30 protein-coding genes are annotated in these 22,518 nt (G+C 66.1%); 16 read left to right on the top strand and 14 right to left on the bottom strand.

The features are described from left to right. Positions 1 to 30: 30 nt before the first annotated feature. Complete coding sequence (locus K7711_RS03355; RefSeq protein WP_222964735.1) at positions 31 to 498, top strand: PaaI family thioesterase; 468 nt, start codon at positions 31 to 33, stop codon at positions 496 to 498. A 65-nt stretch (positions 499 to 563) separates the two neighbouring features. On the opposite strand, the gene K7711_RS03350 is transcribed toward K7711_RS03355, so the two are convergent. Continuing rightward, positions 564 to 1,568 carry an aldo/keto reductase gene (locus tag K7711_RS03350; protein WP_222964733.1) on the bottom strand — a complete coding sequence of 335 codons (1,005 nt, stop codon included), beginning with the start codon at positions 1,566 to 1,568 and terminating at the stop codon, positions 564 to 566. A gap of 102 nt (positions 1,569 to 1,670) precedes the next feature. Between K7711_RS03350 and K7711_RS03345 the strand changes: the two genes are divergently transcribed. Further along, positions 1,671 to 2,546 (top strand): helix-turn-helix transcriptional regulator, encoded by an 876-nt coding sequence (locus tag K7711_RS03345; protein WP_222964731.1) that lies wholly within the window; start codon positions 1,671 to 1,673, stop codon positions 2,544 to 2,546. A 20-nt stretch (positions 2,547 to 2,566) separates the two neighbouring features. Here K7711_RS03345 and K7711_RS03340 read toward each other — a convergent pair whose 3' ends face one another. Genes K7711_RS03340 through K7711_RS03330 form a run of 3 tightly spaced genes read right to left on the bottom strand, consistent with a single transcriptional unit; the run spans position 2,567 to position 3,846 of the window. After that, the gene (locus K7711_RS03340) at positions 2,567 to 2,878 is read right to left on the bottom strand and encodes a GNAT family N-acetyltransferase (protein ID WP_222964729.1); all 312 of its coding nucleotides are present in this window, start codon (positions 2,876 to 2,878) and stop codon (positions 2,567 to 2,569) included. After that, positions 2,879 to 3,355 carry a carboxymuconolactone decarboxylase family protein gene (locus K7711_RS03335; RefSeq protein ID WP_222964727.1) on the bottom strand — a complete coding sequence of 159 codons (477 nt, stop codon included), beginning with the start codon at positions 3,353 to 3,355 and terminating at the stop codon, positions 2,879 to 2,881. It abuts the gene before it with no gap. Between the two features lie 29 nt (positions 3,356 to 3,384). Next, positions 3,385 to 3,846 carry a MarR family winged helix-turn-helix transcriptional regulator gene (locus tag K7711_RS03330; RefSeq protein ID WP_222964725.1) on the bottom strand — a complete coding sequence of 154 codons (462 nt, stop codon included), beginning with the start codon at positions 3,844 to 3,846 and terminating at the stop codon, positions 3,385 to 3,387. A 95-nt stretch (positions 3,847 to 3,941) separates the two neighbouring features. Between K7711_RS03330 and K7711_RS03325 the strand changes: the two genes are divergently transcribed. Together K7711_RS03325 and K7711_RS03320 are read left to right on the top strand one after the other, a co-directional pair. Then, on the top strand, positions 3,942 to 4,571 hold the full coding sequence (locus K7711_RS03325) for a GTP cyclohydrolase II (protein ID WP_268929152.1): 630 nt from the start codon (positions 3,942 to 3,944) through the stop codon (positions 4,569 to 4,571). Between the two features lie 10 nt (positions 4,572 to 4,581). Beyond that, positions 4,582 to 5,367, top strand: a complete 786-nt coding sequence (locus tag K7711_RS03320) for a dioxygenase family protein (protein WP_235746532.1) — start codon at positions 4,582 to 4,584, stop codon at positions 5,365 to 5,367. A gap of 15 nt (positions 5,368 to 5,382) precedes the next feature. Here K7711_RS03320 and K7711_RS03315 read toward each other — a convergent pair whose 3' ends face one another. Next, a complete protein-coding gene (locus K7711_RS03315; protein WP_222964723.1) occupies positions 5,383 to 6,126 on the bottom strand; it encodes an MBL fold metallo-hydrolase in 744 nt (247 codons plus the stop codon). Positions 6,127 to 6,136: 10 nt separating this feature from the next. Next, positions 6,137 to 6,442: a hypothetical protein gene (locus tag K7711_RS03310; protein ID WP_222964721.1), complete on the bottom strand. Its 306-nt coding sequence runs from the start codon at positions 6,440 to 6,442 to the stop codon at positions 6,137 to 6,139. Between the two features lie 160 nt (positions 6,443 to 6,602). Between K7711_RS03310 and K7711_RS03305 the strand changes: the two genes are divergently transcribed. The 3 genes from K7711_RS03305 to K7711_RS03295 all read left to right on the top strand — a co-directional run bounded on the left by K7711_RS03305 (position 6,603) and on the right by K7711_RS03295 (position 8,924). Then, on the top strand, positions 6,603 to 7,037 hold the full coding sequence (locus tag K7711_RS03305; RefSeq protein ID WP_222964719.1) for a hypothetical protein: 435 nt from the start codon (positions 6,603 to 6,605) through the stop codon (positions 7,035 to 7,037). A gap of 81 nt (positions 7,038 to 7,118) precedes the next feature. Then, on the top strand, positions 7,119 to 8,465 hold the full coding sequence (locus K7711_RS03300; RefSeq protein ID WP_222964717.1) for an LpqN/LpqT family lipoprotein: 1,347 nt from the start codon (positions 7,119 to 7,121) through the stop codon (positions 8,463 to 8,465). A gap of 129 nt (positions 8,466 to 8,594) precedes the next feature. Beyond that, positions 8,595 to 8,924, top strand: a complete 330-nt coding sequence (locus K7711_RS03295; RefSeq protein WP_222964715.1) for an NIPSNAP family protein — start codon at positions 8,595 to 8,597, stop codon at positions 8,922 to 8,924. Positions 8,925 to 8,951: 27 nt separating this feature from the next. Here K7711_RS03295 and K7711_RS03290 read toward each other — a convergent pair whose 3' ends face one another. After that, positions 8,952 to 9,539: a TetR/AcrR family transcriptional regulator gene (locus K7711_RS03290; protein WP_222964713.1), complete on the bottom strand. Its 588-nt coding sequence runs from the start codon at positions 9,537 to 9,539 to the stop codon at positions 8,952 to 8,954. A 41-nt stretch (positions 9,540 to 9,580) separates the two neighbouring features. Between K7711_RS03290 and zapE the strand changes: the two genes are divergently transcribed. Next, the gene (zapE, locus tag K7711_RS03285) at positions 9,581 to 10,630 is read left to right on the top strand and encodes a cell division protein ZapE (RefSeq protein WP_222964711.1); all 1,050 of its coding nucleotides are present in this window, start codon (positions 9,581 to 9,583) and stop codon (positions 10,628 to 10,630) included. A 70-nt stretch (positions 10,631 to 10,700) separates the two neighbouring features. On the opposite strand, the gene K7711_RS03280 is transcribed toward zapE, so the two are convergent. Next, complete coding sequence (locus K7711_RS03280) at positions 10,701 to 11,129, bottom strand: hypothetical protein (RefSeq protein ID WP_222964709.1); 429 nt, start codon at positions 11,127 to 11,129, stop codon at positions 10,701 to 10,703. 150 nt (positions 11,130 to 11,279) lie between these two features. On the opposite strand from K7711_RS03280, the gene K7711_RS03275 reads away from it, so the two are divergent. After that, complete coding sequence (locus K7711_RS03275) at positions 11,280 to 11,471, top strand: hypothetical protein (protein ID WP_040828104.1); 192 nt, start codon at positions 11,280 to 11,282, stop codon at positions 11,469 to 11,471. A 169-nt stretch (positions 11,472 to 11,640) separates the two neighbouring features. Here the strand turns inward: K7711_RS03275 and K7711_RS03270 are convergent, their stop codons facing one another. Together K7711_RS03270 and K7711_RS03265 are read right to left on the bottom strand one after the other, a co-directional pair. Continuing rightward, positions 11,641 to 11,847: a DUF397 domain-containing protein gene (locus K7711_RS03270; RefSeq protein WP_222964707.1), complete on the bottom strand. Its 207-nt coding sequence runs from the start codon at positions 11,845 to 11,847 to the stop codon at positions 11,641 to 11,643. After that, positions 11,844 to 12,728 (bottom strand): helix-turn-helix domain-containing protein, encoded by an 885-nt coding sequence (locus K7711_RS03265; protein WP_222964705.1) that lies wholly within the window; start codon positions 12,726 to 12,728, stop codon positions 11,844 to 11,846. The genes K7711_RS03270 and K7711_RS03265 overlap by 4 nt, the downstream gene beginning before the upstream one ends. A 434-nt stretch (positions 12,729 to 13,162) precedes the next feature. Between K7711_RS03265 and K7711_RS03260 the strand changes: the two genes are divergently transcribed. Continuing rightward, entirely contained in the window at positions 13,163 to 13,393 is a 231-nt protein-coding gene (locus K7711_RS03260; RefSeq protein WP_222964703.1) for a hypothetical protein, read from the top strand. 173 nt (positions 13,394 to 13,566) lie between these two features. Then, positions 13,567 to 13,845 (top strand): DUF4254 domain-containing protein, encoded by a 279-nt coding sequence (locus tag K7711_RS03255; protein ID WP_235746531.1) that lies wholly within the window; start codon positions 13,567 to 13,569, stop codon positions 13,843 to 13,845. A gap of 34 nt (positions 13,846 to 13,879) precedes the next feature. Here the strand turns inward: K7711_RS03255 and K7711_RS03250 are convergent, their stop codons facing one another. From K7711_RS03250 to K7711_RS03240, 3 genes are all read right to left on the bottom strand, one after another. Beyond that, on the bottom strand, positions 13,880 to 14,632 hold the full coding sequence (locus K7711_RS03250; protein WP_372460091.1) for an isocitrate lyase/PEP mutase family protein: 753 nt from the start codon (positions 14,630 to 14,632) through the stop codon (positions 13,880 to 13,882). Between the two features lie 95 nt (positions 14,633 to 14,727). After that, positions 14,728 to 14,886 carry a hypothetical protein gene (locus tag K7711_RS03245; RefSeq protein ID WP_222964699.1) on the bottom strand — a complete coding sequence of 53 codons (159 nt, stop codon included), beginning with the start codon at positions 14,884 to 14,886 and terminating at the stop codon, positions 14,728 to 14,730. A 52-nt stretch (positions 14,887 to 14,938) separates the two neighbouring features. Next, positions 14,939 to 15,439, bottom strand: coding sequence for a hypothetical protein (locus K7711_RS03240; protein ID WP_222964697.1), 501 nt, complete (start codon positions 15,437 to 15,439; stop codon positions 14,939 to 14,941). Between the two features lie 569 nt (positions 15,440 to 16,008). On the opposite strand from K7711_RS03240, the gene K7711_RS03235 reads away from it, so the two are divergent. From K7711_RS03235 to K7711_RS03220, 4 genes are all read left to right on the top strand, one after another. Continuing rightward, positions 16,009 to 16,554, top strand: a complete 546-nt coding sequence (locus K7711_RS03235) for an MspA family porin (RefSeq protein WP_308014575.1) — start codon at positions 16,009 to 16,011, stop codon at positions 16,552 to 16,554. Between the two features lie 57 nt (positions 16,555 to 16,611). Then, a complete protein-coding gene (locus K7711_RS03230) occupies positions 16,612 to 17,307 on the top strand; it encodes an MspA family porin (protein ID WP_222964693.1) in 696 nt (231 codons plus the stop codon). 239 nt (positions 17,308 to 17,546) lie between these two features. Next, a complete protein-coding gene (locus K7711_RS03225) occupies positions 17,547 to 18,428 on the top strand; it encodes an IclR family transcriptional regulator (protein WP_222964691.1) in 882 nt (293 codons plus the stop codon). A 103-nt stretch (positions 18,429 to 18,531) separates the two neighbouring features. Next, entirely contained in the window at positions 18,532 to 20,418 is a 1,887-nt protein-coding gene (locus tag K7711_RS03220) for a glycosyltransferase family 39 protein (RefSeq protein ID WP_222964689.1), read from the top strand. Positions 20,419 to 20,571: 153 nt separating this feature from the next. Here the strand turns inward: K7711_RS03220 and K7711_RS03215 are convergent, their stop codons facing one another. Next, positions 20,572 to 21,504, bottom strand: a complete 933-nt coding sequence (locus tag K7711_RS03215; RefSeq protein WP_222964687.1) for an aldo/keto reductase — start codon at positions 21,502 to 21,504, stop codon at positions 20,572 to 20,574. Positions 21,505 to 21,628: 124 nt separating this feature from the next. Here K7711_RS03215 and K7711_RS03210 point away from each other — a divergent pair, with 124 nt between their 5' ends. Then, positions 21,629 to 22,492: a P1 family peptidase gene (locus tag K7711_RS03210; RefSeq protein ID WP_222964685.1), complete on the top strand. Its 864-nt coding sequence runs from the start codon at positions 21,629 to 21,631 to the stop codon at positions 22,490 to 22,492. Positions 22,493 to 22,518: the final 26 nt, after the last annotated feature.

Here is a 22,518-nt window from a genome sequence, read left to right as displayed (position 1 = left end):
GAACGTGTTTCACTTGGGATGGGAGTAGTTGTGGACAGTGCCGTGGGCGATCTGGTGTGGGGTGGGTTTCAGAAGTTGGGGTTCATCCAGTACGCGGGGATGGAGAACGTCGAGTATCGGGAGGGGTGCAACGTCGTGCAGATGGCGCCCAAGCCCGAGCATCTGAATCACAATGGTGATCTGCATGCGGCGATGTTGTTCGGGCTGGCCGAGACCGCGGCCATGGGTGCGTCGATCTCCGGGATCGTGGATCTGATGGGGGATGCGTTCATCGTCGCGCGGGACGGGCGCATCGAATATCTGGCGCGGGCCAAGGGGCAGGCGGGTCCGATCCGCGCTACCTCGGAGTTGAGCGCCGAGGAATTGAAGCAGATGCGCGAGGACATTCTGGCGGGCACCCCGGTCGAACTCTCCGTGCCGGTGGACATCACCGACAACACCGGAAAGTCCGTCGCCGCGGCGACTTTCACCGCCGTCATCCGCCCGCGCCGCAAGTAGAACGTCGCTCGGTCCTCGTCCGAACGTTCGGACGAGGACCGAGCTGTGCCGAGCGGTGACAGGGCTCAGCTCTCGCTGTCCAGCATCGCCATCTGTGCGGGCGCATACCGTTCACCCGCGATCTGATCAGCGGGTACGGCCGCTTCGATCGCGGCGAGTTCGTCGGGCGACAGGGTGATGTCGAGTGCGCCGATCGCCTCGGTGAGGCGGTCGCGGCGGCGTGCGCCGATCACGGGGACGATGTCGCGGCCCTGCGCCAGGACCCAGGCGATGGCGAGTTGCGCGACGCTCCTGCCGCGGCTGTCCGCGATGGCGGCCAGCGCATCGACCAGCCGCAGATTCGCCGCGAGATTCTCGCCCTGGAACCGCGGGCTGAACGCCCGGAAATCGCCCGCGGCGAAGGGCCGGTTCCCGCGCAGCGAATCGCTCAGCAGTCCGCGCGACAGGACCCCGTAGGCGGTGATCGAGGTGCCGAGCTCGCGGGCGGTCGGCAGGATCGATGCCTCGATACCCCGGGAGATCAGCGAATACTCGATCTGCAGGTCCGCGATCGGGTGCACGGCTGCCGCGCGGCGCAACGTATCGGCTCCGACCTCGGACAACCCGATGTGCCGCACGAATCCGGCCTGCACCATCTCCGCGATCGCCCCGATGGTGTCCTCGATCGGCACGTTCGGATCCAGCCGCGCGGGCCGGTAGACGTCGATGTGGTCGACGCCGAGTCGTTGCAGGGAGTATCCCAGGAAGTTGCGGACCGCCTCGGGCCGCGCATCGGTGCCGCCCCAGTTGTTGTCCGGCCCCCGCAACGCGCCGAACTTCACGCTGAGCAGATAGTCCTCGCGCTTGCGATCGGCGAGGGCCCGCCCGATCAGCATCTCGTTGTGGCCCATGGCGTAGAAGTCGCCGGTGTCGATCAGGTTGACGCCCGCGTCCAGGGCGGCGTGGATGGTGGCGATGGATTCCTGTTCGTCGGCATGGCCGTACGAGCCGGACATTCCCATACCGCCGAGGCCGATGCGCCCGACGGCCGGTCCGGCCGCGCCGAGCTGAACTTCTTCGATGGTGGTCATGGGGTTCATCGTGCGCGCGGATCCAAGGACCAGGGAGGGACGGCACATCGTGGGATCGGCGATCCCTGGCTGCGGGCGAGGCGAGGGAGGACAGTGGATCGCATGGACCGCGACGAACTGGCCGATTTCCTGCGACGCCGTCGCGAGCAGTTGCAGCCCGCCGAGGTGGGTTTGCTGCCCGGTCTCCGGCGACGCACGCCGGGGCTGCGGCGCGACGAGGTCGCCCTGCTGGCCGGTATGTCCACCGATTACTACACCCGGTTGGAACAAGCTCGCGGTCCGCGGCCGTCGGTGCAGGTGCTCGGTGCGTTGGCCCGCGCGCTGCGATTCACCGACGACGAGCGCGACTACCTGTTCCACCTGTGCGGTCATACCGCGCCGCATCGCGACGGCGGTGATCGGCACGTCGGTCCGGGCCTGCTGTATCTGCTGTCCAAACTCGAGGACACCCCGGCCGCGGTGTGTTCGGATCTCGGCGAGGTGTTGGCGCAGAACCGGATGCACGTCCTGCTGGTGGGCGACCAGACCGGATTCACGGGTCTGTCCCGGTATGTGCTGTGGCGGTGGTGCACCGAGCCCGATGCGGGGCGCAGATTCCCCGAGGAGGATCGAGATCGCCTGATCCGCAAGCATGTCGCCGATCTGCGGGCCACGGCCGCGCGTCGACCGGGTGACGCCGACGTCGTCGAGCTGATCACCCGATTGCGTTCGGTGAGTTCGGAATTCGAGAGAATGTGGACCGAACATGAAGTGGCGGTGCGGCTCTCGGACTCCAAGCGGATAATCCATCCGCGGGTCGGGTTGATGGACATGGTGTGCGAGACGCTGGTCACCCCGAACGTCGCACAGAAACTACTGGTCTACTACCCGCGCCCGGGCAGCGACGCACAGGAGAAACTGGATCTTCTGCGCGTCATCGGGGTCCAGTCCATGACAGCCGAATCGGATATCGGCACAACGATATTCGGCACGCCCTGAGTTGCCGAGGCCGACTCAGCTCACCGCTGGATGCCTTTTCCCACCACGTGATCATCATATTGCGGGTGCTTGTCCAGCCAGCTCTTGATGAACGGGCAACGCGGCACGATGGTCCGCCCGCGCTCCACGACATCCTCGATCGCGGCCTCGGCCAGGATGCCGCCGAGGCCCTTACCCGCGTATTCGGTGTCGACCTCGGTGTGGATGAAAACCGTGTCGTTCTCCCGCTCGCGGTATTCGGCGAATCCGGCCAGCCTGTCCTGGTACCAGATCTCGTAGCGCAACTGCGCATCGTTGCGGACAACCGATGACGGTGTCGTCTGCTCGCTCACTCAGTTCTCCTTCCGCACTCGCACCGGATGCCTGCTCATGATCGAGACGCGATTGAAGGCACCGATGGTCGTTGCGGCCCAGATGACGACGGACACTTGGTCGTCCGACATATGTTGTCGCGCAAGAGCATACTCACGCGTCAGGTTTTCCTCATCCGGAAGAGTCGTGGTCGTCTCGGCCAGGACAAGGGCGGCTCGTTGCAGTGGGGTGAACAGGTCGCTGCGCCGCCACGCGGGCAGCACGTCGAGTTGCTGCTGAGTCACGCCGGCGGCGATCGCGGCGCGGGTGTGCAGGTTCAGGCAGAACGGGCAGCCGTTGATCTGTGAGACGCGGACGTTCACCAGTTCCATCACGTCCCGATCCAGGCCCGCGGCCTCCGCGGCGTGCTGCACGGCGACGGCCACCGCGCCGAGCGCGTGGAACGGCTCGGGGGTCTGCTTGTCGATCCAGATACGGGCGTCGGGTGGAGGTTGCATAGCGGTCGAATCGTAACCGTGCCCGGCGTTCAGCGCTCGCCGCGGAGTCTGTTGCCGACCGCTCCGAGTCCCTCGGCGATGGCGGTGAGCTGCTCCGGGGTCAGCGGATCGAGAAACATCGCACGGACTGCGGCAACATGTCCGGGGGCGGCCCCTTCCAGCGTGCGCTGCCCGGCTTCGGTGAGTACGGCGTAGACCGCGCGCATATCGCTCGGGCAGGAGCGTCGGCGGACGAGTCCGGCCTGTTCGAGCCGGTCGATCTGATAGGTGAGCTTGCTCTTGGAGTCCAGCAGGGCACCGGCGAGTTCGCTCATCCGCAGTTCGTGGTCGGGGGCGGCGGACAGGCGCACCAGGATTTCGTATTGCAGATGCGAGAGCCCGGAATCGCGTTCGAGTTGCTGATCGAGGCGGCGGTTGAGCAGCGCCGCGGTGGTGAGGAAGGCCAGCCAGGCGCTCTGCTCCTGCTCGTCGAGCCAGCGCGGACCACTCATCGTCCCAGGTTACCGCCCGTCATTCGAATTGGAATAATCTCGGGGTGCCCTCTGTTCAAATTTGAACGGAACAGTTACCGGACCCCGGAGCAGCTATGACATCCATCCTCGCAGGCGGGAACGCCGCGGCCGCGGTGCGGACCCGGGTGCGCATCCCGCTCGCATTCGCCGACGGGTACACGGTCACCGCCGAGGCGGTCACCTTCGACGGACTCGCCGACGGCCGCGAACATCTGGCGCTGGCCCTGGGCGATCCCGGGCCGACGCCGCTGGTGCGACTGCATTCGGAATGTCTGACCGGCGATGTGTTCGGCTCGGCCCGCTGCGATTGCGGACCGCAACTGCGCGAGGCCGTGGAACTGATCGCCGAGGCCGGTGGATATCTGCTCTACCTGCGGCAGGAAGGTCGCGACATCGGGCTGTACAACAAGCTCGACGCCTACGCGCTGCAGGATCAGGGGCTGGACACCTACCAGGCCAACACCGCCCTGGGCCTGCCCGAGGACGCTCGCGACTACACAGCCGCCGCGCAGATGCTGGCGGCGATGGGTGTCGGGACGATCGAGTTGCTCACCAACAACCCGGACAAGCCGCGACAGCTGCACGCGCTGGGGGTGGACGTGCGCGTCACGGTGCCGACGGGTGTGCACGCGACCACGCACAACCTGCGCTATCTGCGCGCCAAGGCCCAGCACACCGGGCATACCATTCGATTGATCGGCTGAAAGGTTCACCATGTCCACCGCCGAGACCGCCGGGCGGATGCCCGCGTTATATCTGAGCCACGGCGCTCCGCCGCTGGCCGACGATCCGCTGTGGCCCGGTCAGCTGGCCGCCTGGTCCGCCGAATTACCCAGGCCCACAGCCATTCTCGTGGTGTCCGCGCACTGGGAGGATGCGCCGGTGACGCTCGGCGCGACCACGACGGTCCCGCTGGTCTACGACTTCTGGGGCTTCCCGGAGCACTACTACTCGGTGTTGTATCCCGCGCCCGGAGCCCCCGAGCTGTCCGCGAAAGTGCGTGCACTACTGGGGGATTCGGTGCACGAGGCGCCGGATCGGGGCCTGGATCACGGCGCGTACGTGCCGCTGGTGGAGATGTTCCCCGAGGCCGACATCCCGGTGCTGCAGCTGTCCATGCCGACGCTGGATCCGGTCGGTTTGTTCGATCTGGGGCGTCGCCTGGCCCCGCTGCGGGATGAGGGCGTGCTGATCATCGGCAGCGGATTCTTCACCCACAACCTGCGCGAGATGACTCCCGGCGCCGCCGACGACGAGGCCCCCGCCTGGTCCCGCGAATTCGACGCCTGGGGTCGGGAAACCTTGGCCGCCGGGGATATCGACGCCTTGCTGGACTTCCGGCACACCGCACCCGCCGCTCGTCTCGCCCATCCCCGGATCGAGCACTTCGCCCCGCTGTTCGTCACCCTCGGCGCGGGTGAAGCGGACCTCGAGAACCGGCAGACCCCGATCGAGGGCTTCTGGCTCGGCCTGGCGAAGCGGTCGATTCAGCTCGGCTGATCGCGGGGGATTCGGTTATTCGGCCGTCGACTCGAACAGGCGGGTGAGCTCGGCCGGGTCGTATTCGGTGGCGGCGCCGTGCCCGGGGACCAGGATGTGGGCCGGTTGGGCGGCGAGGGCGGCGGCGCTGGCCCGGGTGCCGGATTCGTCGTGGTTGAAGAAGGTCGGCAGGAGTTGCAGGCCGGTGCGCTGGGAGAGGGGATGGCCGGTGACCAGGGTGTCGCCCGAGAACAGGACACCCTCCGAGGGCAGCAGGTAGGCGGTGTGGCCGTCGGTGTGGCCGGGGGTGGGCACCGCGACGATGCCGCCCGGCAGGGCCGCGAGGGTGGTCTCGTCGGCGGCGGCGGCCGACGGGATCGAGGTGTTGATGTGGCCGTAGACCGCGCGGACGGTCTGGGCGACCCAGCGGCGGCCCCGGCCGTCGAGCAACTGCGCCGCCATCTGTGCCGGTGAAATCTGTTGCAGGTATTCGCGTTTCGCGTGCCGGACTTCTTCGGCGCCGGTGTACACCGGCACCCCGAGACGTTCGACCAGGGTCGGGATGGCCCCGATGTGATCGAGATGCGCGTGGGTGAGCAGGACCGCGGCGATATCGGTGAGCTGATGACCGATCTGTTGCACCGATTTCAGCACATCATCGGTGTCGCCGGCGTACCCGGCGTCGATGACGGTGACGCCCGAACCGTCGCTGACCAGCGCCCAGTTGACATTCGTCCCGGCGACGACGTGGACGGAGTCGGAAACCTGCTCGATCTTCACCCGCGCAACGCTAGCGCGCCTGATCGGTGCGTTGGAACTCGCGCCACGCCTTCTGGGTATCGGTCAGCTTCGTGCGCGGGGTGCGGTTGCGCAAGAAGTTCACCACCATCAGCACCGGCAGCAGGAACGCCTGGAAGAAGATGAGGTACGACCCGCCGTCGAAGAAGAAGGCGAGATAGATCGCGTAGCCGAGGTAGACCGCGCCGAAAATGGCGTTGATCGAGCGTGACACGGTGCTCTGGCCCTGCTTCAGTGCGGCCAGCGCGAGCATGACGATGCCGCTGATCGCGAGCAGGCCGACATACCAGTTGAACATGAGAATCCCCCGAGTGTGTATCCGGTCGTTCCGGCTGGTGCGAAACCATAGCATTCGTCGTCGCGGGGTGCGATCGAGTTTTCCCGCGCTCGCCGCGCGCGCATCGAGGGGACCAGTTACGCTGTGCGCGAGGACAAGTCGTTGAGGGAGGCGACGGGGTATGGGGTTGTTCTTCAACCATCCGGTGCAGCAGGTTCCGGCGGACGTGGTCCGTGCCGAGATCCGGCGTGCGCTGCTGGATTCCGGGAAGGGCGATGCGGCCGCGACGGCGGCGCAGCGGATGGGGATGCTCGGGGTTCAGGATCCGCGGCTGGAGTCGGCGATCACCACCGCGCTGCAGATCGCGCCGCCGTCCGAATCCGATGCCGACGACCAGGCGCGTGCGGTCGCCGCGACGCTCGCGATCGCGCCGCCGTCGCAGTTCCTCTGGGGACGCGCGACCTTGGCGATCGTGCTGTTCGTGGTGCTCGCGGCCATGGGTTTCTGGTCCGATGACATTCATCATCCGACCTCCGCGACCGCCTTCTTCGGTTTCGCCGGTGCGGTTTTCGGCGTCGTGACCGCGCTGCTGTCCGCGGAGAAGGCGCGTTCCTGAGATATCCGTCCGCCGGGGGATGGAACCGCCGGATATGTGCGGTACGGTCAGGTTCGCACGAGAAGGAGGGGATTCGGCGCGATGAATGCGGCTTCACAAGACCAGGTCACGCAGGCGCAGGACTCGGACGAACAGGCACTGCGCGAGCAGACATTGCCCACGATCGGTGAGTTTCTGGCTGCCGTCGGCGCGACACCGGTGGTGGTGCACCCCGAGTATCCCGGAGTTCCGGTCGTTCTGCTGGATATTCCGGGAGATTGGCACGAGGTCGTTCGCGAGGTGCTGCCGAATGCCTTCGGGGCCTGGGCATTACCGGCCGAGGAGGGGAGCGTCTCGGAGGAATCCGGGTGGGTCGAGAACGCGGTGTTGATGGCCTGGCGCCTGTCGCTGCCGGTGGATCCGCGAGCGGTGATGCGTTGTGCCTACACCGATTCGCGCCGCCTGCCGGATTGGGTGGAACTCGGCGGTGATGTCGAGGATTACGACGGATTTCCCTCCGCGGAGATCTCCGGCACGTATACCTATGCGGCACTGAGCCTGTGGATGTCCACGCGCTATCTCATCGCGAGTACTCCCACCGGTCAGTACCTGCTGCAATTGACCGTGACGACCTTCGCCGACGAGATCGACGAGGGGGTGTTCATCGCCGAATCCTTCAGTGTGCAGGTGCCTCCCGCGCGTCCCGGGCTCGGTGCGCACGAGCAGCGGACCGAGCCGCAGGCCGGTCCGGAGCCGGTGGTCTCGGAGGAGAACTCCGGGTTCCGGTCGGGGATATACGAGCCGGACTCCGAATCGCGCTGGCGGCAAGCGGATTCCGGTGTTTCGGCAGAGTCGTTCGAGCCGGATGAAGTCGCACAGCAGGGTAATTCCGGATTTTGGTCGGATGCGTACGATCAGCGGACCGAGTCGGATACTCGGGCAGCCAATTTCGGTATTACTCCCGAGTCGTTCGATTCGGAGTTCGAATCTTCCCCGCGGCGAGATGATTTCGGGTACGAGCCGGAACCGCCGCTACCGCTGGCGGATACACGATCGTATGAACCGGAATCATTTGGTGTGGAATCGGATTTCCCGGCGCGGTCCGACGCGTACGAATTCGAACCTGTCGCGGAGTCGCCGGCCGGCTGGGACGATTCATCGGTCATCGGATCGAATTCTGCACGTACCGGTTCGCATTCGGTGGTGCAGGAATTCGATTCGGTGGTTTTCGAGCAGGAGCCGAGTGTCGGATTCGACACTCCCGCAAGGAGTTACGATTCCTATGACGGGCATCGGGATTCGCTTGTGCGCGAGGAAGAATCATCGGATCCCGATGCCTATTCCGCCATCATGGGTATCGATCCGCCGCCCGTCGACAGCGATCCCCGTGGGCCGCACCGTCGCGAGCCGGAGGCTCCGAGTACGGGAAATATGGATTTTCGTATCTGAGTCGCTGGGGCACAGATACATTCGCCGGGTGTGACGAACAAAACCGATCAGGTTGTCCGGCAATGGGATCGCCTGCGGTGTGGGAGTATGGGGCGATTGTCGGCGGCGAGACTGATTGGAGGGGGAGTTGTGATCTATCGGATGCAGATCTATCAGGCGGTGGGGGAGAATCTGGCGACCTTCCACGACTACTTCCGGATACATCTGCTGCCGGTGGAGGTGCGGCACGGGGCGCGGCTGGTGGGGCGGTGGGAGACCGACGATGGTCGCGTGGTTGCGGTGTGGGAGTACGACGATCGCGAATCGTACGAGCATATTCAGGCCGAGGTGGCGGCCGATCCGGCTACTCGGTGGGCGGAGGAGTTGCGGCGCGAGCTGCCGCCGTTCTTCACCGAGCGGGACGAGGTGTTCATGCGTTCCGCGTCCGTTGCGGAAGCGTTGGGTGATTCGGCGGTGTGAGTCTGCCGTGTGGGAGCGGTTGGATCTTCACTTCCCGATGAGTGCCGCGACCCACAAGTGGACTGTCGCCCGCAGGGACTCGAATTCGCCTGCGGTCGTTGCACCGAGCGGTCGTGCGCCGGCGGCGTGCGTGAACACCAGGCCCTCGAGTAGCGCGACGAGGTCTCGGGCGGCGGACGAAGGTGATTGTGCGCCCAGGGAATTCATCAGTTCGGTCGCCGACGGTAGTGAGAACAGGCATGAGGCCAGGCCGTTTCGTAGCTCGTCGTCGGCTGCGGCGTCTGTCATCAGCGCGTAGCGGGCCGCTACATCTCTATGCCGTTCTGTCAGAAGGGTTTCCAGCTGATCGCTGATCACGGCAGCTGCTTGCGACGCCGTCGTCGGTGGGTGCGCCGGGACGGCATCGCGGAAATACTCGCGGGACCGGAGCGTCAGATGCTCGATGACGGCCGAGACCAGGGCGTGCCGGGTGCGGTAGTAGTACGAGGTCGACCCCTTTGCCAGGCCGAGGCGCGCGTCGATCCCCTGGTGTGTGAGCGCGTGATTGCCGCCCTCGGCCGCGAGATCCAGCGCGGCTTCGCAGATGAGATCACGGCGTGAGGTGCGGTGCGGCATCTCTCGATCATCTCAATACTCTACGATGCTAGAGTTTCGGCATGCGTTGGACCCGTCGAACTGTGCGCTCGCGTCGATCCGGGCGTGTGGATGTCGCCGTATTCCACAGGGCAGCAGCAGAACTCGGGTTCACCCTCGATGACGCACAACGTCGGGCCGCCGCTGCGCTCGCCTCCGATCGGAATCTGTACCTGTGGGGTCCGGTGGGGCGAGGCAAGAGCTGGTTGATGGCGACGTACTTCGCCGCGGTGCCGACAGAGCGAAAGCTGCGGGTCCATTTCCACGAGTTCTTCCGCGACCTGCACCGGGCCATCCACCGGCACGGCAGCGACCTGTCGGCCGCGTTGGACGATCTCCTCGGCGAACGAGATGTCCTGTGCTTCGACGAATTCCATGTCCACGATGTCGCGGACGGCAAATTCATCTCCCGCCTGCTGGCCGAGATCCTCGACCGCGACCTTCGAGTGATCGTGACCTCGAACTATCCGCCGCACTCCCTGCTCCCCAACCCGCTGTTCCACGACGACTTCCTGCCCACCATCGAATTGATCGAGCGGTCCCTGACGGTCATCGCCGTCGCCGGTCCCGTCGACTACCGCACCACCGCCGACCACGAGACCGGATTCGCCGCCGGATGGTGGGTCAGCCCCGGCGCACCCGAACAGCTCGAGCGCCTCGGCCTTCATCCGCCGAGCCCCGACGAATTCCGGACGCTCGTACCTGCCGCACATCCGATCCGCGTCCGCCGTGCAACGGCCGCGCAGCTGTGGATCGATTTCGCCGATCTGTGTGAAAACGCCACCGCGCCAGTCGATTACCTCGCGCTGACCCATGACTTCCCGATGTGGGTGATCAGCGGTGTGCCCACCCTTCGTGACGTCGGTCGAGAGTCCGCGCAGCGTTTCGCCAACGTCGTGGACGTGCTCTACGACCGCGACATCGTTCCCGTGTTCCTGGCAGCCACCGCCCTGACCGATCTCACCGACGACGCGCGGCTGCCGCTCGATATCGAACGAATCATGAGTCGGCTCGGTCAACTCGGCCGATACGAACTCGATTCCATCGATGAGGGTCGCGTCGTCGAGGTGTAGGAACAGGGCCGCTCGCCCTCAACCTCGGGTTGAAGGCGAGCGCCTGTGCGGTTGTCTACCCCGGTTGTTTTCAGGCGAAGATTTCCGAGATCGTGGTCGCCGTGATGGCGCGATCGAACCACTGGTCGAGGACATCGAGGTCTCGGCAGGATCGGATTCGCTGTTCCGCGTCTGTCGAGACGCTGATCTTGCGAGCCTGCAGCAGCCGCAGGACCTTCTCTGCCGCCATCTTGACCTCGCCTTCGGCCCGGCCCTCAGCTCGACCTTCGGCACGGAGTCGCTGCGAGGTCTCCGACTTGAAGAAGGAGAGGTTTGCGCTCATCAGTTGGCTCCATTTCTTGGCGGCGGCTGTCTTTCCCAAGCCCAGCTCGGTGAGTTCGGTGCTTCCTGTACGGAATGCCCCAGTACGGATGGGTCGTTGATCATCGACGGTTGCAGGCGATTTTGACTTTCGGTCTCGGTGATGGTTGTTTGCTATCGACGAACCCAAGTCGGGCATCGGCCCGTGGTGTGGCGATAGAGCGGGTAACGTCGGCTGCAACCGAACGCGACTTTCGGCCGACGCACAGGAGCAGCGGTGGTGGTCGAGTATCGGTCCTCGATCGCGGGCATCCGGCATTTCGGTCGAGGCAATCCGCAAGGAGCCTTCATGACCTCGGCCCAAAGCAGCCATATCGACGATCCGGCGACCGCATTCGCGGACATCCGTGCCGCTGAGAGGGCGGCACACCTGGAGCGGAGCGCATTGGCTGCGAAGACCGTCGCCGTCTACGCCCAGGACGCCGCCGAATGTGTGGACCTGCTGGCCATGCTCGGCCTCGATCTGTCCGAATTGAAGTAGTCGACTGGGTGGACCGCCCTTCCGCCCGCGGTGGCGCCGGCGGTTCGGGTCGGCTCCGATCGCCGGATCACTGGCATCGGATACCCCCTCTGCGGTGAGCTGTGGGGGATCGAGACGGTGCTCGATCCTCCCGTCACTCATGTCTGGTCAGGCGTGAGATCGTGTCCGGTCAGGCGTTGTCGAAGCCGCCGTGCTGAACCTTCGCATTGAATGCATCCCACTCCTGAGAGTCGAAGACGAGGGCCGGACCGGTCGGATTCTTCGAGTCGCGAACGCCTACGGTGTCGGCGTCGAGATGAGCGATCTCCACGCAGGCGGTCGACTCTTTGCTACGGCTCGATTTGAACCAATGTGCTTGGGACAGGTCGTAAGTCACGCTCGGTACTCCCTTGCAATCCGACCGATGAGGGCCTTCGATTCGTCCTGGCTCAAGGCTACGCGGCGAATGTGTTCCAGCGCATGCCGATACGGATCGATCTCGGTGTCGCGTTCCAGATACAGATCGCCGGTGAAGCCCTCGACATATACCACCGGAGGTTCGATCGAACCGCCGGCAGGGAGCGTGTCGAATTCCAGGAGTACGAACGCGCCGACATGCAGCCCCATATGGCTGCCTACGGAATGGGGTATCACTCGGACCGAGACATTGGCCAGTTCGCCGATCGTGATCAGGTGATAGCACTGGCGTTCCATGACGCTGGGACCGCCCACCTGATGGTTCAAGACGGCCTGCGAGAGGTAGAGGTCTACCTCGAACTCTCTGTCCTGCAACCGTTCTTGGCGCCGAACAGCCATCTCGACACGACGCTCCACATCGGGTGTCGAGTCCTGTGGGTGCATGGTCCACTCCCCGGCGCGTCGGTAGTCGGCGGTCTGTAACAGGCCGGGAACCATCGTGATTTGAAATGACGTGAACCTTCGGGCCGCTTCCTCGAGGCTGTAGTAGTGCTCGAATCCATCTGGTGACAGGTCGGCATAGGCTCGCCACCAACTCCCGCCGGATTTGGTTGCCTCACGCGCTTCTTGGCCCAATTCCAGCAGTAGACGCCGCTCCTCGTCGGAGACGCCATAGAGGTTGCACAGAGCGTTGATGTGCAACCCGGACACGCGGGTCGACTGGCCGTCCTCGAGTCTGCCGATGGATTGGGGGGACAACTCCACGGCTCGGGCGGCGGCGGACTGGCTGAGTTTCGCTGCGGCGCGGAGCTTCCGGAGTCGCCGGCCCAGCGACCGTCGCGCGAGCGTTGATCCTGTCATGGCATTGCCTCACTATCTGGTGTCGTTCGTGCTGCCCTTGCCGGTGCATTCCATTCCGGAGTCACATTTCTGGAATGCGCTGATTGGAAAACCGAATTACGGAGGGTGATCCATCGGGGCCATTCCTCCTGGAATTCTCCGTGCTGGAATGGAATTCATGGTGAGGGTCGCACTGGATATCTGTGTCGTCTCAGGCGACATGGTAGGTCGTGATGTTCTGCTTCGCTCTCAGTTGGCGTAGAACGGAATCTGTTCGTACATCGGTAGTTCCGAAGAGGGCGGCTTGTCCAGAGAAATGGAAGGTGTCCAATCTCGTTGTGTCCATTGCAGATAGAGGTCGGATGCGTGCTGGTCAGAGCGGTCGAGCGGCGGTCTGTCGATGTAATGCGCGCCTGTCTGAAATATTGCGCTCGAAAAATGAAGGAGGACAAACGTTGCGAGGCAATCCGGTTTTCCACGACTATCCGCCGAATCCACTCACGGTCGCGCGGATGCATCACGAACTGCACATGTCCCGGCATGCGGACTGCACGCCGGAAACCTGCGCCATGATCTGGTACTGCCGAGGGCGGCTGATCGAACTCGGGCGGTTGAATCCGGACGATGCGCCGGGTGAGTGCTCCGCGTGCCGAGACGACGACCCGAGCAGATCCACTTCGGCCTAGAACCATCCGGAGAATGCACGACGATGCTGTGCGAGCCTTTGCCCACGAAATATGAAGTGCTGCATGCCTGCCGGGGTGTCGAGTTCGACCGTCACCCGATCCTGCGGGCGGCGCACGCGCTGACCGAACTGCACACAAGACGTTCGGATGCAGGTTGTTCCGCGACTGCGGACATGGATCATCAACGCGCCCAATGGGTTGCGGAGATCAACCGCTGCGTCACCGGATCGCTGCCGCCCGCGCACGGGGCGGCCCGTGTACACACCGAAACCCTCGGTGCAGTGATCGACCGCCTCGCTCAATTCACCGCGGCAGCCGTTGCGGCACTGGCGGATTCGACGGACCGGCACCTCGGCGACGCCTGGGAACGCCTGGCCGAACTCGCCATCGGCTACGAGGACCTGGTCAGCGAAGTCCAGTCCGGCCGCCGCCGACTGCCGGGTGGACCGTGAGCCCGGCCGCCGATGCGGCCGGGCCGGGTGTCGCTCAGCTCCAGCGTTGCAGGAGGCGGTTCGTTTCGGTGGCGAGGGCGGCCTGCAGGAACGGGCCGAAGCTGACTCGGGCTACGCCCGCCTCGGCGAAGTATGCCCGGTCGTTCTGGTCGGGGGTGGAGATGGCGTTGACCGGGAGGGGGAGTTCGGAGGTCAAGCGGCGCAGGGTTTCCGGGGTGTGGCGCCCTACCGGGTAGAGGACGTCGGCGCCGGCTTCGGCGGCCAGGCGCAGGCGGGCGATGGCGCGATCGGTGCGATCGGACTCGTCGCCGTCCTGGCGCAGGAACAGGTCGGTGCGGGCGTTGATCACCACGTGCACGCCGGAGGCGTCGGCGGCCTGGCGCAGGGCCGCGACGAAATCGGCGTGCTCCTGCGGCTCACGCAGACGGCCGCCCTCGCTGTGCACGGTGTCCTCGATGTTGAGGCCGACGACGCCGGTCTCGATCAGGCCCTCGATGAGTTCGGCGGGTTTGCGGCCGTATCCGGACTCGATGTCCAGCGAGACGGGGATGTCCACGGCGGCGGTGATCTCGCGGACTCGGGCGAGGGACTCGGGGAAGGTCATCCCCTCCTTGTCCTGCTTGCCCAGCGAATCGGCCAGCGGGTGGCTGCCCACGGTCAGCGCCGCGAATCCGGCCTGCTGCACCAGGTTCGCCGACCAGGCGTCCCAGACGGTCGGCAGGATCGCGGGTTCACCGGGCTTGTGCAGGGCGAGGAATTTCGTGGCCTTGTCGGCGAGTGCGTTCACGGCTGTCAGCTCTCCTGAGGTGAGGTGATGGTCTCGCCGACAACCGTAATCGGTGCCCGGCCTGGACCGGGCGGAACGTTGCGTCGGAGTGTGCCTCAGCGGTCCTGGTCGGCCGGGGCGGTGGGCGGTGCGGCGGGTGCACTGCTGAAGATGGGGCGCTGCGCCTTCGCCTCGGCGGTGGCGTTCGCGGGTGTGGGCACCGCGACGGTGCTGTGACTGAACAACTCGGGTTTCGGCCCGTTTTCCTGGTCCATTCGATGAAGTTTGCTCGCCGCGGGCGGTAAAAGCGAATTTCCTACCGACTGGTCACGTCAGATCGCCGTCGTGGCACAGACTTGCGGTCCGCGTCGTCGGAGCCGGGTGGGCCGCACCGGGATCGAAGGACCACCGCGAGATCGGGGCGACCGCGCGCCAGTAGAGGTGGCCGTCGCCGCCGGAGTACGCCTCGTACACGTCGTCGGTGCCGGGAATGAGCTGATCGCCGACGCAGTAGTCGTCGTAGGAAGTGCCGGGTTGGCGCGCACCGACGCTGAACAGCCCGGTCGGGTTGGTGTCCGCGCCCGGCACGGGCACCGTGCTGCGCGCGGCGGTGCGCCCGGCCGGCTGCCAGGTCGGGGTGCCCTGATCGTCGGTGCAGCGGAAGTTCCAGCCGCCGGAGGTGATCGCCGATCCTTGGGTGTGTGGTGATCCGTCCCACAGGCAGGGTGCGGAAGTCGTTGTGGCATGGGCGATTCCGGAGCCGAGAAGACCGGCGCCGAGTAGCAGGCCGAGCCCGGTCGCGATGGGGATGGGGAGGACGCGTCGCACGGCAGCCTGCTTTCACCTGGGAAGAGAGAAGGGGGAGGAGGAGGCGTGCCCGCCGAAATATGATGAGGGGACATACACTTCGGCGGGCACGCGCGCAGGCCCGGTGGTCTTACGGCGGCAGGTCGCGAGGTTCCGGCTGCAGTACCGGGTGCGTACTCGGCGAGTGCTTGTCCTGCCCTCCGTACGGGCCGCTACCAGCTTCGCCTCGAATTCATCGGCCTCGCCACCGCGTTTTCCTTGAAGGAAGAATTTCATTGATGGAAATAGTCGTGTACGAATTTCCATCATGCTTTCTGCAATGAAAGAAAGTTGGACTGATGTAAATAGTGATTTGAGCTACCGTTCGGCTCGGTGCGTGTTCGGCGGATTGCGAATTCGAAGGCGTAACCGTCCACGTGCCACACGATTGCCGCGCTCCGGCGGGGCATACCGATGAAGGTAGTGAGGGACAACAGATGAGGGAATATCGTCGTGTCGGGGCCCGGATTTTCCGGGCCGCCGGCATAGCCGCGGCGGTCAGCGCCGCGATCGGCTTCCTATCGACGGGAGCCGCGAACGCAGACACGTTTGTGCCGTTGCCGGACGGACACATCGTGGACCCGGGTGTTTCCATCGACAGTGTCGGAAACAGTGTGAACATCTCGCCGTCGCTGGCGGCGAACGGGGCGGGCCGGGTCGCCTGGCTGACCTCGCACATCACCGCGAATGTGACCACACCGCCCGGCACGGTCGGCCCCTGGAACGGGCCGAACAACGATGCTGGGACGAACAATTCCTCGACGCACGGAGCCTCGACGATGGCCGTCGGGTATCTCGTGGGCTGTCAGGTGTCGCTGGGGAGCTTCTCGGCGGCGCTGTCGGGATCGATCAGCACGTCACCGACCCTGTCCGGGTCGCTGTCGGTGCCGCTCGCGCCCGGACAGGTGAAGTGGGTGAATTTCGACGAGCGGGATATGACCCAATCGGGTCAGTATCACTTCGATCTGCAGGATCAGCAGGTCGAGATTCAGGGGTGCGGGGGCTATGCCCAGGCGCGCCAGGTGGTGACGGTGGAGATCGTCGGGCCCGACTACGCCAAGACCACCCTTTACGGCCAGCCCTTCAGCCTCGGCTGAGTTCGCCTGTCACGCACAGCATTTCGCTCCGGCGAATCTGAATCGAGGAATACTCACATGAATACTGTTCGCATGGGCCTAGTGGCCCGGATGGCCGGTATCGGGCTGGCCGCCACTGCCGCATTCGGCTACTTCTCCGTGGGTGCGGCCGACGCCGACACCTTCGTACCGCTGCCGGGCGGGCACATCACCCAGACCATGGGGGACGGGACCGTCGTGAACGTCGACATCACCGGGGAATCGGCGAATATCAATCCCTCGCTGAACGCGACTCCGCTGAGCCGCAACGCGTGGACCAGCGGCCATGCCGAGGTCAATCTGACCGGCGGGGCGGCAAAGGACCCCAAGACCGCGACCAGGCTGATTGTCGGCTACATCGTCGGCTGCCAGGTTGATCTGAGCGGCGGCATCGTGCCCGGGGTGGACGCCAGCGGCACCGCGGACCTGAGTACGAATCCGGCGACCGTTTCGGGCACCGGCGGGGCCTCGACCACCCTGACTCTCGCGGCGGGGCAGGCCAAGGTGCTCAATCTGCTGGATGTGGAGGCTCCGGACGACTTCGGCACCGACACGCACAACCCCTTTCAGCAGGTGACCGGTCCGCATCAGAGTCTGACCTGGCACAACGAGACCTTCGCCGTGGACGGTTGCGGCGGGTACGCCCAGGCTCGCTCATTCGCTCAGGCGAAGGTGTACACGTCGTCGTCGATCGGATATGTAACGGTCTGGGGCAAGCCTTTCAGCATCGGATAATTCGGACAAAAAAACCGAAACCTCCGCCGTATCGTGTTTTCGATCACGGCGGAGGTTTCTTTGTATGAAAACCGCGGGACCATAGCTTTCCTTGGTTACAACGAAGGCCGACGCACAGAAAGCTCTAAGCATTCGAGCAGGGCACAGCCAGGCCGATACGACAAAGTCGAGACCCGTCGCGTCCGCAACGCCGCGGACCGATGCTGCGTGTCCCGGAAATACCGGAAGGTAAGTCGTAGATGGCCAGATATTCCAACGGTGAGTCCGTCTTTTCTCGATTGGCCCGTCTGCTCGAGGCGTTCGAGGACGACAGTCCGGTCATCACCGTCTCAGAGTTGTCGAAACGGACGGGCCTTTCGTTACCGACGGTTTCGCGGATGGTGTCCGAACTGGTCGAGCGCGGCTGGTTGCAGCGCGACGCCGACCGGCGGGTGTGGATCGGATTGCGGATGTGGGAGTTGGTCTCCCGGGCCGCGCCCACCCGGGATCTGGTGCGGACCTCCGTGCCGTTCATGACCGAACTCAGCGCCCGGATCGGGCAGAACGTGCATCTGAGCGTGCGGCAGGGCTCGGAGGCGATGTTCATCGAGACGTTGTCCGCACCCAATGCCGTGCAGACCGTGCTGCGCGGGCCCGGATCGCGGCTGCCGCTGCACGCGTGCGCGGCCGGGCTGGTGCTGCTGGCGTACGGGCCTCCGGCGGTGCAGGAGACAGTGCTGGCGGGCCCGCTGCCCGCGCTCTCGGCGCGCACGGTCACCGAGCCGAACGCGTTGCGCGCGTTGCTGAGCGAGATCCGCCGGACCGGCGCCGCGTTCTGTCCGGGGCTGATCGATCCCGCGAACGCCGCGATCGCCGTGCCGTTGCGCTCGACCGGGCGGGAGGTGGTGGCGGCGTTGTCGGCGATCGTGCCCAATACCGATGCCGCGCGGGCGATGGTGCCGTTGTTGCGCACCACGGGTGCGCAGATATCGCGTTCGCTGGCCGCGCGGAATACGCCGGCGTGGCAGCCGGATTCGGAGGATCCGCAGGAATCGGAGGGTTCTCGACACAGTGCGGGACCGGCGCGTTCGTTACGGGCCAATGCGTCGGTGTTCGCGCTCGGCCGGGTCGCGATGCCCTGATTCCCCCTCGTTCTCCGGGGTGATCCGACCGCGGGAGGGCTCCCAGGGTTCTCCCAGTGTCGCTCGAGATGCCTGGCAGGGTGCTCGATCAGGATTGCTGATCATGACCGAGACTGCCACCGCGGAACCCGGGGCCGCCGCGCGGCCGACGCCCGTGCCCACCTCGTCCGGGCGCGGAATTCCACGCGAACGCTTGATTCTGGCCGTGCTGCTGATCGGAACGGCCGCGGCCTACTGCTGGAATCTCACCGCAGGGGGGTGGGCGAACGAGTTCTATGCCGCCGCGGTGCAATCGGGGACGTTGTCGTGGAAAGCGTTCTTCTTCGGCTCGCTGGATCCCGGGAATATCGTCACGGTCGACAAGACGCCGCTGTCGCTGTGGCCGATGGAATTGTCCGGGCGGATCTTCGGATTCAGCAGTGCGAGCATGCTGCTGCCGGAGGTGGTGCTCGGGGTCGGCTCGGTGGCGTTGCTGTGGGCGACGGTGCGTCGCGTGTTCGGGCCGGCTGCGGGGCTGCTCGCGGGGCTGGTGCTGGCGCTGACGCCGGTGGTCGTGGTGATGTTCCGGTTCAACAACCCCGATGCGATGCTGACCTTCCTGATCATCGCCGCGGCCTGGGCGATGACGCGGGCGCTGGGCGATGGCCGCTGGCGGTGGCTCGTGCTGTGCGGGGCATTCGTCGGATTGGGTTTCCTGGCAAAGCAATTGCAGGTCATGCTGGTGGTTCCGGGGCTGGCGGTGGCCTATCTGGTGGCCGGTCCGCCGCGGCTGGGCAAGCGGATCGGGCAGTTGTGCGCCGCCGGGGTGGCGCTGCTGGTCGCCGCCGGATGGTGGGTGCTGATCGCGCAGTTGTGGCCCGCGGATTCGCGGCCGTATTTCGGTGGCTCGGAGAACAATTCGATTCTGGATCTGACCGTCGGCTACAACGGGATCCAGCGGCTGGACACCTCGGGATTCGGGCCGCGCGCCGGGGAGCCCGGGATCGCGCGACTGTTCGGACCGGAACTCGCCGGTCAGATCACTTGGCTGGTTCCGGCGGCCCTGGTGCTGCTGGTGGCCGGGATGGTGTTGCGCGGCAGAGCTTCCCGCACCGATCAGGTGCGCAGCGCACTGGTGATGTGGGGTGCGTGGCTGGTCGTGTCCGGGCTGGTGTTCAGCTTCATGAACGGGACGTTCCACCAGTACTACACGATGACGATGGCCCCGGCCGTGGCCGCGCTCGTCGGCGGTGGCGGTGTGCTGATCTGGCGGGCACGCGAAAACAGCTGGGCGCGTCTGGTACTCGCGGTGAGTGTGCTGCTCACGGTGGCCACGGCGTGGCTGACCTTTTCGCGCACACCGGATTTCGTGCCGTGGCTGCGGTGGGCGGTGTTGGTGCTCGGGTTGGTGGCGGCCGTGGCGCTGGCCGTGTGGTCGAGTGGCAGGTTCGCGGTGGCCGCGTTGCTCGTGGCGGTGCTGGCCGGGTTGGCCGGGCCGGTCGCGTATACCGTGGATTCACTGGGGAAGTCGCAGGGTGACGGGGGCATGGCGAGTGCGGGGCCGCAGGTCCCCGGATCGGGATGGGGGCCCGGCGGCGGGCACAGGGGTCCTGGGGGTCCGAAGGGGAATTCGGGCGGTCACGGCGGGCCGGGTTGGGATTCGGGTCCGTCGGCGCAGATCGTCACCATGCTGAAATCCGATGCGGGCCGGTACACCTGGGCCGGTGCGGCGGTCAGCTCGCACGGCGCGAACAGTTACCAGCTCGCCGCGGACGTCTCGGTCATGTCCATCGGCGGATTCAGTGGCGGCGACCCCGCCCCGACCCTGGCGCAATTCCAGCAGTACGTCGCGCAGGGCCGCATCCACTACTTCATCGCCGGAGACGACCGCGGCCCGCACGGCGACAGCGACTCCGAGTCGGCGAAGATCACCGCCTGGATCGAGCAGCACTACACGGCGACGACGGTCGACGGCACGAGCGTCTACGACCTCACCGCATCGAAGGGATAGGTGTTGCCGCGCAACGGAAACACCGTCGATACCGCGTGACCGGACCGCGTGTGAGGTACGGCTCGGGGAATTGACACGTCACTGGAGGGCTCGCTATGCGGGCCCTCCAGCGTTTCGTGGGTGATCGATCGCCCCCAGCGGGACGTGTCGTCGCTAACCGGCGGCGGTCAGGGTGGCGACTTCCGCTGCGGTGAGCGTGAGTTGGGCGGAATCCAGCAGTGCTGGAAGCTGTGGCAGGGTGCGAGCGCTGGCGATCGGGGCGGTGACGCCGGGGCGGGCGCGGAGCCAGGCCAGGGCGACCGAGGCCACCGGGACGTCGTGAGTGGCGGCGATCTCGTCCAGGGCGGCAAGGACGCGCAGGCCGCGATCGTTCAGGTAGGCGCGGGCGCGCGGGGCCCGGGGGCTGTCGGCGGTGTCGTCGCCGGGGCGGTATTTGCCCGTCAGGAACCCCATGGCCAGGCCGTAGTAGGGGAAGACGGCGAGGTTCTCGCGGACGCACAATTCGGCGAGCTCGCCCTCGTAGACGTCGCGTTCGAGCAGGTTGTACAGCGGCTGGACGACGGAGTAGCGGGTCAGGCCCGCGCTGTCGGCGACGGCCAGGGCCTCGGCCAGTCGCGGGGCGGTGTACTGGGAGGCGCCCAGGGCGCGGACCTTGCCCGCGCGAACCAATTCGTCGAATGCGCCGAGGGTTTCGGCCAGCGGGACGTCGGTGTCGTCGGTGTGCGCGTAGTAGATGTCGAGGTGGTCGGTGCCCAGGCGACGCAGCGAATCCTCCACGGCCGCACGGATGTTGTCCGCGTGCAGGCCGGGGCGCTGCGGGGATTTGGCGACCTTGGTGGCGATGATCATCCGGTCGCGGTTGCCGCGCGCGGTCAGCCATTCGCCCAGGATGGCCTCCGATTCGCCGCCGGAATGTCCGGGCACCCAGGCGCTGTAGGCGTCGGCGGTATCGATCATGGTGCCGCCCGCCTCGGCGAAGGCGTCCAGTACGGCGAACGACTCGTCGCGCTCGGCGGTCCAGCCGAACACGTTGCCGCCGAGCACGAGCGGAAGGGTGCCGGGGTCGTTGATCTCGGGAACGGTCATGAATCCACGGTAGCTCCGGTAGCGGTGACGTCGCCGGATGTGCGAGCCGGGGTGAATCGGCCGAACACGGGGTGCGTCGTAATGCGATGATCGCCGGGACGGGCGCGAGCGAAGGAGGGTGCACATGACGATCGGAATTCCGGGTATCCGGGTCGGGCACTGGTCCGATCCGGAGGCGCAGACCGGCTGTACCGTGCTGACGTTGCCGGAGCACACCACGGCCTCGTGTGAGGTGCGCGGCGGGGCTCCGGCCAGCCGGGAGCTCGACGCGCTGGCGGTGGACAAGGCCGCGGTCACGATCGATGCGATCGTGCTGACCGGCGGTTCGGCCTTCGGTCTGGCCGCCGCGGATGGGGTGCTGCGTTACCTCGAGGAGCAGGGCCGCGGCGTGCCCACCCCGGCCGGGCCGGTGCCCCTGGTGCCGACCATGGCGCTGTTCGATCTCGCCGCGGGTGATCCGTCCGCGCGGCCCACCCCCGAGCACGGGTACGCCGCCGCGCAGGCCGCCGCCGGCGAGCAGATTCTGCACGGCCGTGTCGGTGCGGGGACCGGCGCGTACACCTCGCAGTGGCGCGGTGCGCAGCGACGTCCCGGCGGAATCGGCTACGCCGAGCGGACTTCGGGCCCGCTGGTGGTGGGTGCGCTGTGCGCGGTGAACGCGTTCGGCGATATCGACGACGGCCGCGCGGAGATATCTCTCGACGTCGTCGAGATCATGGGCGAGCCGTTCGAATTCGACACCGCCCGAACGCATACCACCATCGGCGCGGTCCTGACCAACGCGCGCCTGGACAAGACCGGCTGCCTGATCGCCGCGCAGGGCGCACACGACGGCCTGGCCCGCGCGCTGACCCCACCGCACACTCGCTACGACGGTGACGGATTCATCGCCGCGGCAACGGGTTCGGTGGAGGCCCATATCGACACCGTGCGTCTGATGGCCGTCGCGGCCGTCGCCGAAGCGATTCGCTCACTGGCTGCGACCTGAACCGGATTCCCTGCGGCAGCGGCGAA

Origin of the sequence: Nocardia coffeae (genome assembly GCF_019890715.1) — a bacterium.
Taxonomy (GTDB): domain Bacteria; phylum Actinomycetota; class Actinomycetes; order Mycobacteriales; family Mycobacteriaceae; genus Nocardia; species Nocardia jiangxiensis.
The sequence above is the reverse complement of the archived record's forward strand: the minus strand, read 5'-3'. Positions and strand labels throughout refer to the sequence as shown.